Origin of the sequence: Streptococcus porcinus (assembly GCF_901542335.1) — a bacterium.
GTDB classification, from domain to species: Bacteria; Bacillota; Bacilli; order Lactobacillales; family Streptococcaceae; genus Streptococcus; species Streptococcus porcinus_A.
Window position 1 is genome coordinate 138,530 of sequence record NZ_LR594036.1, and the last position, 13,837, is coordinate 152,366.

Annotated in this window: 15 protein-coding genes; 14 read left to right on the top strand and 1 reads right to left on the bottom strand. The window is 39.1% G+C overall.

Annotated elements, in window-relative coordinates; all coding sequences use genetic code 11:
• Positions 1-104 precede the first annotated feature (104 nt).
• The 9 genes from FGK96_RS00815 to FGK96_RS00855 all read left to right on the top strand — a co-directional run bounded on the left by FGK96_RS00815 (position 105) and on the right by FGK96_RS00855 (position 8,762).
• Positions 105-428: a hypothetical protein gene (locus FGK96_RS00815; protein ID WP_138080490.1), complete on the top strand. Its 324-nt coding sequence runs from the start codon at positions 105-107 to the stop codon at positions 426-428.
• Complete coding sequence (locus FGK96_RS00820) at positions 418-2,418, top strand: V-type ATP synthase subunit I (protein WP_138080492.1); 2,001 nt, start codon at positions 418-420, stop codon at positions 2,416-2,418. Before FGK96_RS00815 ends, FGK96_RS00820 begins: the two co-directional genes overlap by 11 nt.
• Position 2,419: 1 nt before the next feature.
• Entirely contained in the window at positions 2,420-2,899 is a 480-nt protein-coding gene (locus FGK96_RS00825) for a V-type ATP synthase subunit K (RefSeq protein ID WP_138080494.1), read from the top strand.
• A 63-nt stretch (positions 2,900-2,962) separates the two neighbouring features.
• Positions 2,963-3,547, top strand: coding sequence for a hypothetical protein (locus FGK96_RS00830; RefSeq protein WP_138080496.1), 585 nt, complete (start codon positions 2,963-2,965; stop codon positions 3,545-3,547).
• Between the two features lie 8 nt (positions 3,548-3,555).
• Positions 3,556-4,566, top strand: a complete 1,011-nt coding sequence (locus FGK96_RS00835) for a V-type ATPase subunit (RefSeq protein WP_138080498.1) — start codon at positions 3,556-3,558, stop codon at positions 4,564-4,566.
• Entirely contained in the window at positions 4,556-4,876 is a 321-nt protein-coding gene (locus FGK96_RS00840) for a V-type ATP synthase subunit F (protein ID WP_138080500.1), read from the top strand. The genes FGK96_RS00835 and FGK96_RS00840 overlap by 11 nt, the downstream gene beginning before the upstream one ends.
• 44 nt (positions 4,877-4,920) lie before the next feature.
• Positions 4,921-6,696: a V-type ATP synthase subunit A gene (locus tag FGK96_RS00845; RefSeq protein WP_138080502.1), complete on the top strand. Its 1,776-nt coding sequence runs from the start codon at positions 4,921-4,923 to the stop codon at positions 6,694-6,696.
• A 1-nt stretch (position 6,697) separates the two neighbouring features.
• The gene (locus tag FGK96_RS00850) at positions 6,698-8,080 is read left to right on the top strand and encodes a V-type ATP synthase subunit B (protein ID WP_138080504.1); all 1,383 of its coding nucleotides are present in this window, start codon (positions 6,698-6,700) and stop codon (positions 8,078-8,080) included.
• A 58-nt stretch (positions 8,081-8,138) separates the two neighbouring features.
• Positions 8,139-8,762 (top strand): V-type ATP synthase subunit D, encoded by a 624-nt coding sequence (locus tag FGK96_RS00855; RefSeq protein WP_138080506.1) that lies wholly within the window; start codon positions 8,139-8,141, stop codon positions 8,760-8,762.
• A gap of 95 nt (positions 8,763-8,857) precedes the next feature.
• Here the strand turns inward: FGK96_RS00855 and FGK96_RS00860 are convergent, their stop codons facing one another.
• On the bottom strand, positions 8,858-9,631 hold the full coding sequence (locus FGK96_RS00860; protein WP_138080508.1) for a glycyl-radical enzyme activating protein: 774 nt from the start codon (positions 9,629-9,631) through the stop codon (positions 8,858-8,860).
• A gap of 127 nt (positions 9,632-9,758) precedes the next feature.
• Between FGK96_RS00860 and FGK96_RS00865 the strand changes: the two genes are divergently transcribed.
• The 5 genes from FGK96_RS00865 (at position 9,759) to FGK96_RS00885 (ending at position 13,775) form a co-directional block, all read left to right on the top strand.
• A complete protein-coding gene (locus FGK96_RS00865) occupies positions 9,759-10,502 on the top strand; it encodes a DeoR/GlpR family DNA-binding transcription regulator (protein WP_003085096.1) in 744 nt (247 codons plus the stop codon).
• Between the two features lie 17 nt (positions 10,503-10,519).
• The gene (locus tag FGK96_RS00870) at positions 10,520-11,500 is read left to right on the top strand and encodes a sugar-binding transcriptional regulator (RefSeq protein WP_138083473.1); all 981 of its coding nucleotides are present in this window, start codon (positions 10,520-10,522) and stop codon (positions 11,498-11,500) included.
• A 298-nt stretch (positions 11,501-11,798) separates the two neighbouring features.
• Complete coding sequence (locus FGK96_RS00875) at positions 11,799-12,119, top strand: PTS lactose/cellobiose transporter subunit IIA (protein WP_138080510.1); 321 nt, start codon at positions 11,799-11,801, stop codon at positions 12,117-12,119.
• A gap of 27 nt (positions 12,120-12,146) precedes the next feature.
• Positions 12,147-12,455, top strand: a complete 309-nt coding sequence (locus FGK96_RS00880) for a PTS sugar transporter subunit IIB (protein WP_138080512.1) — start codon at positions 12,147-12,149, stop codon at positions 12,453-12,455.
• A gap of 9 nt (positions 12,456-12,464) precedes the next feature.
• Positions 12,465-13,775 (top strand): PTS sugar transporter subunit IIC, encoded by a 1,311-nt coding sequence (locus FGK96_RS00885; protein ID WP_138083474.1) that lies wholly within the window; start codon positions 12,465-12,467, stop codon positions 13,773-13,775.
• Positions 13,776-13,837: the final 62 nt, after the last annotated feature.

Below are 13,837 nucleotides of genomic sequence, written 5' to 3' on the forward strand. Positions count from 1 at the left end.
ATCAGGAAATAAGCCTCTTTTTTCTATTTACAAAAATATAAGGGTAAGGGTGTTTGGTTGGCGTGCGGTGACTGTTGTCAGTGCCTATAGATGAGGAGAAAATCGTGACAAATTCTATAATATCAAAGATGGCCTCTATTGAGCTGGAAGCTAAGGCTATTTACGAAGACTATGAAACTAAAAAATTAGCACATGCTATCCAGTTAAAAGATAAGTTGGAAACCTTAAGGCTGAGTTATGACCTAGAGACACAAAAACAAGTGGAAGATGTAAAAGAGGCTCTGGCTAAGGAATTGGCCCAAGAAGAAGTAGCTGCTTTAGCACGACAACAGGCACAAGAAATAGCTATTGAGCTTTTTTTGGCTGATCAAAAAGAGCACCTGGTTGATCAGATTGTGGACAGGGTGGTAGAAAAATATGGCTATTAGTCAAATGAAAAAACTGTCTATTATCTTAGAGCAAGATATCTTAGATCAGTTTTTACAATTTTTACAACAAAGGCAAGTCGTTGAAGTGCGCAATGTTTGCCAGTTAGATGAATGGCAAGAAGCTTTTCAGGAAAGGACGAATACTTGTCCTAAAATATGGCAATTTGCTGACAAGTCTGAGGAGGACTTAGAAGGGGACCATACTTTAGTCTATTTTAGACGGCAAGAAGAAGAAATCAAAGACGTCATCAAAGCATTAACAGGTGTTATCCCAGCTAAAAGTAAATTGGCCACTCTCAAAAAGCAAAAACCTTCTATTCAGTTTGAGGATTTAGAAGATTTAAAGCGGCAAAAAGAGGTTAAGGAGCTTCTTTGTTATTATCAGGAAAAAATACAGAGACTGAAAATGATTAACCATGCTTTGGAAGGGCTTGATGTGGAATTAGAAGATCTTAGAAAATGGGTGCAGCTAAAAATTTTGCCTCGAGATCTTGCTGATTTAAACGTTTTAGCTGGTCAGATTGGCACCATTCCAAGTACTGCAGACGATAGTTTTTATCGCCAATTACTGGCTAATCCTCATATCGTATTGGAGAAAGTTTTTCAGACAGAGTTAGAGTATGGGGTCCTTTTGTTTTGGGATAAGCAACAAACAGTCGCTCTTGAAGATTACCATTTTAAAGCACTTGATTATCCCTATCAGTTGTTACCGGCTGAGTTACTCTTAGAAAAAGAAAAGGCCATTAAGGCCTATAAGGCTGAAAAAGGGCAGCTAGTGTTAGAATTATCTAATTCAGCGGATCAGCTGGAAGAGCTCTATATTCAGCTAGACTATTGTAGCACTTTAAACTTACGACAAAGCGCCAAGCAGTTGCTAGCTAGGAGTCGTTATTTAGTTGCTATTGAAGCATGGATTGAAGCAGACAATGTAAAAGTTTTAGAAGCGGCGGCTCAAGACCAATTTGGCTGCTCGGTTTATATACAAGCCACAGATGTTGAGCAAGCGGAGTGGGAAGTGGTGCCGATTAAACTTCGTAACCACGCTATTATCGAGCCGTTTGAGCTAGTAACGGAAATGTATGCTTTGCCTAAATATTATGAGAAGGATCCAACTCCTCTCTTAGCTCCTTTTTATTTTACGTTTTTTGGGATGATGGTAGCTGATCTAGGTTATGGTCTTCTCTTAGGTTTAGTAGCCAGTCTTGCTCTAAGTTTGGGTAACCTTGATGTTAAAAAGAGACGATTTCTGAAATTTTTTAGGACACTTGGTGTTGCTGTCGCCTTATGGGGACTGATTTATGGTTCTTTTTTTGGGTTTGCTTTGCCCATCCATCTGTTATCAACAACCAGAGATGTAATGTCCATTCTCATCTTATCAGTTATTTTCGGTTTTGTGACAGTGATTGTTGGTTTGCTTTTGAATGGCTTACAGCAAGTGAAAATGAGGGATTATGCACAAGCTTATAGTTCAGGCTTTGCTTGGTGTTTGATATTAGTAGGGCTATTTTTAATGGCGATAGGCTTACTGATACCTTGGCTAGGCTTTTTAATCACAACAGGGAAATGGTTGGCTATTGTGAATGCTGTAGGAATTGTCCTTGTTGCTGTGCTAAAATCTAAAAATTTTGCGGGTTTAGGAGTGGGTTTATACCAACTCTATAATATTAGTTCCTATATTGGTGATTTGGTAAGTTTTACGCGTCTTATGGCTTTAGGGCTATCGGGAGCAAGTATCGGGTCAGCTTTTAATTTAATTGTGAGCATTTTTCCTCCTTTAGGGCGATTTACGATAGGTATTGTGATTTTTGTTTTTTTACATGCTATTAATATTTTCTTGTCCTTGTTATCAGGTTATGTTCATGGTGCTAGACTAATGTTTGTTGAATTTTTTGGTAAGTTCTATCAAGGTGGAGGCAGAGCTTTTAACCCCTTAAAAGTAGCTAATAAGTATGTGGTCATCAAGAAAGAAAGTCAAATGGAGGAAGAATAATATGGAACAGTTAGCAAGTTATTTTACAAGTCATGGAGGCGCTTTTTTTTCCGCCTTGGGGATTGCTATTGCGGTTGGTTTTAGTGGCATGGGCTCAGCTTATGGTGTTGGGAAAGCGGGTCAGGCTGCCGCTGCTTTATTAAAAGAAGAACCAGATAAATTTGCATCAGCCTTAATTTTGCAACTATTACCAGGAACGCAAGGCTTGTACGGTTTTGTTATTGGTATTTTAATTTGGTTACAATTAACTCCCAACTTAGCTCTTGAGCAGGGAGTGGCTTACTTTTTTGTTTCTCTACCAATAGGACTTGTTGGTTACTTTTCTGCTAAGCATCAAGGGAATGTAGCAGTGGCTGGAATGCAAATTTTAGCCAAGCGTCCTGAGGAATATATGAAGGGAGCTATCTTAGCTGCTATGGTCGAAACCTACGCTATCTTAGCCTTCGTTGTGTCCTTTATATTAACATTGCGGGTTGGTTAGGCTTGTGTTTTGTTTAGGACAAGTCAGACTGAGGCTGCTTAGTGTGTTTGAAGGGAGGATTGTATGAGTGATATTGAACAACTAAAAGCCACTATTCTTGAACAAGCTCACCAAGATAGCCAAAGGAAATTTAGGGTGGCTATTGAGGAATTAGAACGAGAATTCGAGTTAGATAAAGAGGCGATGAGAACAGACAAAGAAGCTTATCGTGCGGACCAATTGAGAGAGATTAAAAGTCATTTTCAAGTCCGCAGTCAAGAGGGTAGAAATCAGGAAAAGCAGGCTAGTTTAGCTTTTAAACATAAAGTTTTAGGTGACTTATTTGCAAGAGCTTTACAAAAGATGGAGGCTTTTACCAGTGAACAAGAGCTTTCGTTTTTGAAGGTTGTCCTTATGCAATTTCCCAATCAAAAGATTAGTGTTCAATTGGGAGAAAAAACAGCTCAAAAATTGAGCCAACAAGACTTAGCTAATTGTAAGGATACATTCCCAGAGGTAAGTTTTCGCTCTGAGCTGATTGGAAATGAATCAGGCTTTGTCTTATCCTTAGGTCAGATTGATTACAATTACCTTTATAAAGAATTGGTAGCTGCTTTATATAGAGATGAAAGTGCGCAGTTTTCAAAGCTTATTTTTAATAGTCATTAGGGGGCCTTATGGATCACGATCAATTTTCACAACTTAATACAAGTATCAGTGTTAAAGAAAAAGACTTCATCTCTGAACAAGAATTCACGATGTTCCTCAATGCAAAAAATAAAGAGGAACTGAGTCTCTTGTTGCAAAAAACACCCTATTCTATAACTATTACTGATTTGGATAATTTAGACATTGTTGAAAAGGTATTAATGAAAGAGTTGGGAAAAACGTTTAAATGGGTTTCGGCTGAGTGTCCAGTTCCTGAGATTGTGGACTTGTTTATCCTACCCTACCTTTACCACAATGTCAAAGTTCTTCTCAAAGCAAAGGCTAGTCAAAAGAATTTAGATCATTTATTGCTTCCTTTTGGCGGGACTTCTTTATCAGCTTTGCAGCATCTTGTGAGGACCTTAAAGTCTGATTATTTTCCTGCTTATTTTGAGGAGGAAATCCAGTCTATTTGGGAAGAGTATGTTGATTATGGGGATAGTCGGGTAATTGAAATTGGGGCTGACTTAGCTTATTTTAAACATCTGCGACGAATTGCAGAGCAGTTAGATGATCCCGTTTTTGATAAGGCAGTGGATATTCTAACGGATTCCTATAATGTGCTGACGCTGATGCGTGCTAAAAACTTGAACAAAGCAGATGGCTTCATTAAACAATTATTAACAGAACAATCAAGCCTAACCAACCAAGAACTTACTGGCAATCCCATTTATCAGACCTTAGGTAGTTGGTACAATCAATTACTCCCTGAGAATTATTCAAGTGTGCTAGCTAGATATGAGCAAAAAATAGCTAAGGGGGAGCTAAGTATTAGGGAACTGGAAGAATTAGTTGATCTCTTAATTTTTTATCTCTTTGATGATAGTAAGTTTACTTGCCAAGGTCCTTACCCTGTAGCTCGTTTTCTTTTAGCAAAATTATTTGAGATCAAGAACTTACGGTTGATCTTATCTGCTAAGGTAAATCAGCTACCGCTTGATTTGGTAAAAGAAAGGTTGAGACCCTTTTATGAATACTAAAACCTATAAAATTGCTGTTGTGGGAAATCGGGATTTAATTCTACCATTTCATATGATTGGTTTTCAGATTTTTCCTGTTATTGAAGCGCAAGAGGCAACTAATACGTTACGTCAGTTAGCAAAGGCTAACTTTGGCATTATTTATGTAACAGAAGACATTGCACAGCTTATCCCAGAGACAATTGCGCGTTATGATAAAGAGCTGACACCAGCCATTATTTTACTTCCAAGCTATAAGCAAAAAGAAAGAATTGCCTTAAATCGGCTTCAGGAGCGTGTTGAAAGAGCTGTTGGACAGAATATTTTATGAGGTTTTGGATAGGATTCCAAGAAAATAGTAAAAAGGAGAAGACGTTGAGCCAAGGAAAAATTATAAAAGTTTCAGGCCCTCTAGTGGTTGCATCGGGCATGGCAGAAGCTAATATTCAAGATATCTGTCGGGTAGGTAAGCTTGGACTTATCGGTGAAATCATCGAAATGCGAAAAGATCATGCTTCTATCCAAGTCTATGAAGAAACGTCAGGAGTTGGTCCAGAAGAACCTGTAGTGACGACCGGCGAACCCTTATCTGTAGAATTGGGTCCTGGTTTGTTAGCTGAGATGTTTGATGGTATTCAAAGGCCTTTGGAAAGGTACCAAAAGACTACCCAGAGTGATTTTTTATTGCGAGGTATCCATATTCCGAGTTTGGATAGGACACGCTTATGGACTTTTGTGGCGACTGTGGAACCTGGCTGTCATCTTGTCGCTGGTGATATTGTGGGCTACGTCCAAGAAACAAAGGTTATTGAGCATCGGATTATGCTTCCTCCTCATGTTTCAGGGGAGCTGATTGCTATTCAAACTGGAGATTTTAGTGTTGACGACATTGTTTATCAGATTAAGCAAGATGATGGTACTGTTTACCAAGGGACTTTAATGCAAAAATGGCCAGTAAGAAAAAATCGGCCGACCAAACAAAAACTCATTCCGACGGAACCTTTGGTTACGGGGCAACGCGTTATTGATACTTTCTTTCCTGTGACTAAAGGCGGCGCAGCGGCAGTTCCTGGACCTTTTGGTGCGGGGAAAACAGTTGTTCAGCACCAGATAGCCAAATTTGCGAATGTTGATATTGTTATTTATGTTGGCTGTGGTGAGCGTGGCAATGAAATGACAGATGTCTTGAATGAATTTCCTGAGTTAATTGATCCTGCGACAGGTCAGTCAATTATGGAACGAACAGTCTTAATTGCCAATACTTCTAATATGCCAGTAGCAGCTCGGGAAGCGTCTATTTACACTGGCATCACGATTGCAGAGTATTTCCGCGATATGGGCTATTCAGTTGCCATCATGGCTGATTCTACTTCTAGATGGGCAGAAGCTTTGCGGGAGATATCAGGTCGGTTAGAGGAGATGCCTGGAGATGAAGGATATCCTGCCTATCTTGGAAGCCGAATTGCGGAATACTATGAACGTGCAGGCCGTTTTAAACTCCTAGGAAGCGATGCGCGTGAAGGATCAATTACAGCTATTGGTGCGGTATCACCTCCTGGTGGTGATATTTCAGAGCCGGTCACTCAAAACACTCTTAGAATTGTGAAAGTTTTTTGGGGCTTAGATGCTCTATTAGCGCAGAGAAGGCATTTCCCAGCCATTAACTGGTTGACGTCGTATTCCCTTTATAAGGACGAGGTTGGACGCTATATCTGTCAACATCAAGAAGCAGACTGGCCCCAAAAAGTCAGAGAAGCGATGGCAATCCTCCAAGAGGAATCACGTTTGGAAGAAATTGTTCGACTGGTGGGGATGGATTCCTTATCTGAGCAGGATCGTTTAACCTTAGCTATTGCGAGACAAATTCGCGAAGATTATTTGCAACAAAATGCTTTTGATGTAGCTGATACCTTTAGTTCTTTTAGTAAGCAAGCTGCTATGCTTAGTAATATTTTGCTCTTTAAAGAGGAAGCCAGCAAAGCTTTGCAATTAGGTGCTTATTTTTCAGAAATTATGGAGGGAACAATTGACCTTCGTGATCGGATGGCAAGGAGCAAGTTTATTCTCGAGGAAAATATTACGCAGATAGAGGAGATAGGCCTTGAGATGAAGGCTACCATCAAAGCGATTTTAGAGAAAGGAGGTGTCTGAGATGGAGCAAATCAAAGAATATCGGACGGTTTGTGAAGTGGTTGGTCCCTTAATGATTGTTGATCAGGTTTCTGGTGTCCACTATAATGAGTTGGTGGAAATCACGATGCAAAATGGGAACAAGCGTCAAGGTCAAGTTTTAGAAGTTCATCATGACAAGGCTGTCGTTCAGCTTTTTGAGGGTTCTAGTGGGATTAATTTGGCCAAATCAAAAGTACGTTTCACCGGACATCCCTTAGAGCTTGCTGTTTCTGAAGATATGGTTGGGAGAGTATTTGACGGTATGGGAAGACCACTTGACGGCGGTCCAGAATTAATAGCCGAAAAGTTCTTGGATATCGATGGTCAAGCTATTAATCCAATTTCGCGTGACTATCCTGATGAATTTATCCAGACTGGAATTTCAGCTATTGATCACCTAAATACTTTAGTCCGTGGGCAAAAATTACCTGTTTTCTCGGGCTCTGGGCTACCCCACAATGAATTAGCCGCGCAAATTGCGCGCCAAGCAACTGTTTTAGGTGATGATGGGAAGTTTGCTGTTGTCTTTGCAGCTATTGGAATCACCTTCGAAGAAGCTGAATTTTTTATGGAAGATCTGCGAAAAACAGGTGCTATCAGCCGCTCTGTCCTCTTTATTAATTTAGCAAATGACCCTGCTATTGAGAGAATTGCAACTCCTCGCATTGCTTTAACAACAGCGGAATACTTGGCCTATGAAAAGAATATGCATGTGTTAGTGATTATGACAGATATGACAAATTATTGTGAAGCCTTGAGAGAAATCTCGGCAGCAAGAAGAGAAGTTCCGGGTCGGCGGGGATATCCAGGCTATCTTTACACTAATTTGTCAACTTTATATGAGCGGGCTGGTCGTTTAGTGGGAAAAGCAGGTTCGGTCACACAAATCCCTATTTTGACTATGCCTGAGGACGACATTACCCATCCAATCCCAGATTTGACGGGCTATATTACCGAAGGTCAGATTATTCTTTCACATGCGCTTTATAACAGTGGTCTGGAGCCACCTATTGATATTTTGCCCTCTTTATCCCGTCTAAAGGATAAAGGTTCCGGAGAAGGAAAGACGAGGGAAGACCATGCTGCGACCATGAATCAACTTTTTGCAGCCTACGCGCAAGGCAAGCAAGCAAAAGAATTGGCTATTGTGCTTGGAGAATCAGCTTTGTCAGAAACTGATAAATTATATGTTACTTTTACCAACCAATTTGAAGAAAGATACATTAATCAAGGGTTCGCTCAAAATCGTTCCATTGAAGAGAGTCTCAACTTGGGCTGGGAACTCCTCTCTATCTTGCCAAGAACAGAATTGAAGCGGATTAAAGCTGAGATGATTGACCACTATTTAGGAAAAGTTGACTAGCTTGAGTCAAATGTGGTTGATTGAGCCTATGCTATCTTAAAGAAAGGTTTATTATGAGATGTCAAGATTAAATGTTAAACCCACACGAATGGAACTCAATTCGTTGAAAAAACGGTTAAGGACTGCTAAAAGGGGCCATAAACTTTTAAAAGATAAGCGCGATGAACTCATGCATCATTTTGTTGATTTAGTACGCGAAAATGATAAGCTCAGACGTCAGGTTGAGGAGTGTTTAACTGAGAATATGCAAACCTTTGTTTTGGCAAAGTCACTTGAAAATAGTGCTGTCGTTGAAGAATTGTTTTCCATTCCTATCCATGATCTCTCACTTTATATCGAAGTGGATAATATTATGAGTGTCCGTGTTCCTAAATATCACATTCAAGAAGAGCAAGATAGTGGAGAGGCTAATTTTTCATATAGTTTTTTGGCATCAAACAGTGAGATGGATCAAACTATTCAGAATATGGAAAAGCTTTTGCAACCGATGCTAAGGTTGGCAGAAGTTGAAAAACAGTGTCAGTTAATGGCTGATGATATTGAAAAAACGCGTCGTCGCGTCAACGGTTTAGAACATGCTATTATTCCTCAACTGATAGAAACTATTCATTATATTGAATTAAAACTTGAAGAAGCTGAAAGATCCCACTTAGTTCGTATTATGAAGGTTAACAAACCTTAAAGATTTGCTAGATAGATAACTTAGAAGTTGTGTGCAATTTCTTATGAACAAAAAAGTATCCACCATAATGAAATTGGATGGATACTTTTTGGCTGTTAAAAATAGCAATGAATCTGATGTTGAAGAAAAACTTGGCGATAATCTTCTAAATCTTCCGGATGATAGGCTGGTACGTCAGTCATTTGGTAGTCTCGTCCGAGGAGTTTGTATTTATTTTCGCCGAATTGATGGAAAGGTAATAATTGGACTTCACTGATTTCTAGTTGATTAAAAAGTTCTGAGAAGGCTTTAGCATCTTCTAAAGAATCATTAAAATTGGGGATAATAGGGATGCGTAGGACAATCTCTTTGCCCATTGCGAAGGCATAATGAATATTTTTGATAATCAGGTCATTGGTGACACCTGTCATTTTGCGGTGCCTTACTTGGTTATAGTGCTTTAAGTCTGTATAGATGAAATCTACATACTGTATCAGATCAATAAATTGTTCATGTTTAGCATAAGCTGTTGTTTCAATGGCAGTATGGAGGCCTTTTTCTTTGGCAGCTTTGAGGATAGCCTTGGCAAAATCATATTGAGCAAAAATTTCACCACCAGATAAAGTTAAGCCACCGCCAGATTCTTCGTAAAAATCGAGATCTTTTAAAACGTCCTCGATGACCATATCAACTGTTTTAACTTCCCCAACGGTCTCATAAGTTTGTCCGTCTGATTTAAGCATCTGCTCGGGTTGTTTTTTTTGTGATTCTGGATTAGCACACCAGGGACAACGCAGGGGGCAACCTTTTAAAAAGACAGTTGTCCGAATACCCGGACCATCGTGGATACTAAAATGCTGAATATTAAAGACAATGCCTGATTCTGTCATAGTTCAAAATCCTTTCCTAGTAATCTAATGATAGCAAATAAACGTAAATAAATCAATTACGTTCGTAAGTTGATTTATTTACGTTTATTTGCTAAGAAACCTGATATAATAGATGTTGAGGTGAATAATGAACAGATTAGAGAAAATCATTCAATTAGTTTCGGATCATAAACGTATTGATGTTAACAGTTTATCAAAACATTTAGGAGTTTCGAAAGTAACCGTTCGAAAGGATTTAGATAAACTAGAGAGTAAAGGCCTTTTACATCGAGAACATGGTTATGCTGTTTTAAATAGTGGTGATAACTTAAATGTACGCTTGTCCTACAATTACAATATTAAACGGAAAATCGCAGAAAAAGCGGCCGAATTGGTCCAAGACAATGATACAATTATGATTGAGTCGGGCTCAACTTGTGCTTTATTAGCAGAGGTCCTTTGTCAGACGAAACGCAACATCAAAATCATTACCAATTCTTGTTTCATTGCTAATTTTCTAAGGCAATATGATTCTTGTCAGATTATTTTATTAGGTGGCAATTATCAGCCTAATTCTGAGGTAACGGTTGGACCTTTACTTAAACAGATGGTTGATCTTTTCCATGTTGATCGGGTTTTTGCAGGAACGGATGGCTTTAGCCCCAAAATTGGTTTTATGTGTAAAGACATGATGCGTTGTGAAAGTGTACAATATATGGCGGATGCGGCGGAAGAAACGATTATTCTGACTGATTCTAGTAAGTTTTTAAAAGCTAGTCTGGTTCAACAGCTTAGCCTTGACCGGGTGGGGCGTGTTATTACTGATCAAAACCTTGATAAAGAGAGTCAACAACTGCTAAACTCCTTTGGGATTGTTTTAGACTATGTCTGATGGTGTAGGTGTCTATGATGAGAGAAGAAAAGCGGCGCATGCTGGCTAAGCTGGCTTACTTATTTTATGTTGAGGGCAAAAGCCAGACACAGATTGCTGAGGAGACGGGGATTTATCGCACAACTGTTAGTCGTATGCTGGCAAAGGCGAAAAAAGAAGGTATTGTTCGTATCGAGATTGCTGACTATGATACGCATCTGTTTGGTTTAGAAGAGTATGTTCGGCAAAAATATGGTTTGGAAAAAATTGATATTGTGCCAAACGACCCAGAGGATAGTCTAGCTAATACTCAAAGTAAGCTTGCAAGAACAGCAGCTGAGGTTTTGCGTAATACGGTTAGAGATGGGGATAAAATTGGGATTGCTTGGGGAGCAACCTTGTCCAGTGTAATTGATGAGCTGGACCCTAAATCCATGACGGGTGTCTGTGTTTGTCCACTTGCAGGTGGCCCTAGCCATATTAATGTTCAATTCCATGTTAATACTTTAGTTTACCGGCTGGCTAGAATTTTTCAAGGCAAGAGTACTTTTATTAATGCTATGGCCGTGCAGGAAAATAAAGACCTTACTAATGGGATCTTACAGTCTAAATATTTTGAAAGTTTATTAGAAAGCTGGAATCAGCTTGATTTAGCTATAGTGGGGATTGGTGGCGAAGCGCATAGTGGGGAAAAAAGTCAGTGGCTTGATTTGTTAACCACTGCTGATTTTGAACAGTTAAAAAAGGAAGAGGCGGTAGGTGAAGTTTGTTGCCGTTTCTTTGATCAGTACGGTAATCCTGTTTACTTAGGTTTGCAAGAACGAACCATCGGTATCTCGCTCAAGCAATTGGAACAGGTACCAAAAACGTTAGCCGTTGCAAGGGGAGCTTATAAAGCAAAAGCTATCTTGGCAGCACTGAAGGCGGGTTTTATTAACTATTTAGTGACAGATAAAGACACCTTGATGCGTGTGCTAGAGTTAGATGATGACCTTGAAAACGTCAAACACTTTTGCTAAAGGAGTAAATCTTAAGTCTTGATGCTGATCAGGGCTTTTTTTGTGCAAAAGACGAGTTGATTTCCATTGTTAGTTGCTTTCTTAATATCTATCCGTTTAGGTATTTAGTGAGGGTGTAAGTAATAAATGGCTAGTTTTTTGCACAAATGTGCACAAATAAAAAGATGGCACGATAGGCATTGACCCTGATAGCAAAAATGCTAGAATAAAATTATAGGCGAAAGGAAAACGGTTACAATTGCAACTGTGGAACTTTCAAAAGAAAGCTATAACAAAGTAAAGTAAGGAGATGAAAGAAATGGAATTAATCGTGCCTGATCAAATTATAATGGGTTTAATTTTAAATGCTGGAGATGCCAAACAGCATATCTATCAAGCGTTGAAGTTTGCAAAATCTCAGGACTATGAAAATAGTGACCGTGAGATGGCACTTGCTGACAATGCTCTATTAGAAGCACATAATTTGCAGACCCAGTTTTTAGCTCAGGAAGCGAGTGGGAATAAATCAGATATATCAGCTTTATTTGTCCACTCACAAGATCACTTGATGACAACTATTACTGAAATTAATTTGATTAAAGAAATTATTGATCTTCGTAAAGAATTAGCAACTAAGTAGATTTAAAAATAACTAAAGGAGATAAAGATGATGAAAATTGGCTTATTTTGTGCAGCAGGTTTCTCTACAGGTATGCTGGTTAATAATATGAAGGTAGCAGCTGAAAAAAGAGGAATAGAATGTCAGATAGAGGCTTATTCTCAAGGGAAATTGGCAGATTATGCCCCTCAGATTGATGTCGCTCTTTTAGGTCCTCAAGTTTCTTATACTTTAGAAAGTTCAGAAGCTATCTGTCAAGAACATGGTATCCCAATTGCAGTTATCCCAATGGCTGATTATGGGATGTTGGACGGTGAAAAAGTGCTTGACCTAGCCTTAGGCCTTGTTAAACGATAGGAGTCCATGATGGCCAAGATAAATACACAAAAAATCATTGCACCAATTATGAGATTTGTTAATATGAAAGGGATTATTGCTCTCAAAGATGGGATGCTTGCTATCTTGCCTTTAACAGTGGTTGGTAGTCTCTTTTTAATTGCTGGTCAGATACCATTTCAAGGTGTTAATGAAGCAATAGCAAAGGTCTTTGGTGAGAACTGGACAGAGCCATTCATGCAAGTGTACTCTGGTACTTTTGCTATTATGGGTTTGATTTCTTGTTTTGCTATCGCTTATTCCTACGCTAAAAATGCTGGTGTCGAACCACTTCCTGCTGGTGTTCTATCATTATCTGCCTTCTTTATTTTATTACGATCTTCCTATGTTCCAGTAAAAGGAGAAGCTATTGCAGATGCCATTAGTAAGGTATGGTTTGGCGGTCAGGGAATCATAGGAGCTATTCTCATTGGTCTAGTGGTTGGCGCAATCTACACGGAATTTATCCGTCGACATATTGTCATAAAAATGCCCCCACAAGTGCCACAAGCTATTGCTAAACAATTTGAAGCGATGATTCCAGCATTTGTCATCTTTACCTTGTCAATGGTTGTCTATCTTATTGCAAAAGCTATTACTGGTGGTGGGACATTCATTGAGATGATTTACTCAGTGATACAAGTTCCTCTGCAAGGCCTAACAGGTTCCCTTTATGGTGCGATCGGTATTGCTTTCTTTATTTCATTCTTATGGTGGTTTGGAGTGCATGGACAATCAGTTGTTAATGGAATCGTAACAGCCTTGCTGTTGTCGAATTTAGATGCTAATAAAGCCTTGCTAGCGGCCAACAAACTAACTTTAGAGAATGGCGCGCACATTGTGACTCAGCAATTTTTGGATTCCTTCTTAATTCTATCAGGTTCAGGGATTACTTGTGGTTTAGTTATTGCTATGATAGTTGCCTCAAAATCAAAGCAGTATAAGGCTTTAGGTAAAGTAGCAGCATTTCCAGCACTTTTTAATGTTAATGAACCAGTGGTTTTTGGCTTTCCAATTGTCATGAATCCAGTTATGTTTTTACCTTTTGTTCTAGTGCCTGTTTTGGCAGCACTACTTGTCTACGGTTCTATCTCAATCGGCTTTATGCAACCTTTTTCTGGTGTCACGCTTCCTTGGTCGACTCCGGCGATTATCTCTGGCTTTATGGTAGGTGGTTGGCAAGGTGCTCTTATCCAAATTCTTATTTTGGTCTTGTCAACTATCATTTATTTCCCATTCTTTAAGGTTCAAGATAAAATTGCTTATCAAAATGAATTATCCGCTGAGAATCAAAACAAGTAAAAAGTTCCTTCATCTTTCTTAAGTCATCTCGTTCTTAGAGATGGCTTTTTTAAAAATAAGGG

Bases quoted from the DNA above. Each gene is read 5' to 3' on its own strand.
- FGK96_RS00820 (WP_138080492.1), top strand. From the start codon at position 418: ATGGCTATTAGTCAAATGAAAAAACTGTCTATTATCTTAGAGCAAGAT.
- FGK96_RS00825 (WP_138080494.1), top strand. From the start codon at position 2,420: ATGGAACAGTTAGCAAGTTATTTTACAAGTCATGGAGGCGCTTTTTTT.
- FGK96_RS00830 (WP_138080496.1), top strand. From the start codon at position 2,963: ATGAGTGATATTGAACAACTAAAAGCCACTATTCTTGAACAAGCTCAC.
- FGK96_RS00835 (WP_138080498.1), top strand. From the start codon at position 3,556: ATGGATCACGATCAATTTTCACAACTTAATACAAGTATCAGTGTTAAA.
- FGK96_RS00840 (WP_138080500.1), top strand. From the start codon at position 4,556: ATGAATACTAAAACCTATAAAATTGCTGTTGTGGGAAATCGGGATTTA.
- FGK96_RS00850 (WP_138080504.1), top strand. From the start codon at position 6,698: ATGGAGCAAATCAAAGAATATCGGACGGTTTGTGAAGTGGTTGGTCCC.
- FGK96_RS00855 (WP_138080506.1), top strand. From the start codon at position 8,139: ATGTCAAGATTAAATGTTAAACCCACACGAATGGAACTCAATTCGTTG.
- FGK96_RS00860 (WP_138080508.1), bottom strand. From the start codon at position 9,631: ATGACAGAATCAGGCATTGTCTTTAATATTCAGCATTTTAGTATCCAC.
- FGK96_RS00865 (WP_003085096.1), top strand. From the start codon at position 9,759: ATGAACAGATTAGAGAAAATCATTCAATTAGTTTCGGATCATAAACGT.
- FGK96_RS00870 (WP_138083473.1), top strand. From the start codon at position 10,520: ATGAGAGAAGAAAAGCGGCGCATGCTGGCTAAGCTGGCTTACTTATTT.
- FGK96_RS00875 (WP_138080510.1), top strand. From the start codon at position 11,799: ATGGAATTAATCGTGCCTGATCAAATTATAATGGGTTTAATTTTAAAT.
- FGK96_RS00880 (WP_138080512.1), top strand. From the start codon at position 12,147: ATGATGAAAATTGGCTTATTTTGTGCAGCAGGTTTCTCTACAGGTATG.
- FGK96_RS00885 (WP_138083474.1), top strand. From the start codon at position 12,465: ATGGCCAAGATAAATACACAAAAAATCATTGCACCAATTATGAGATTT.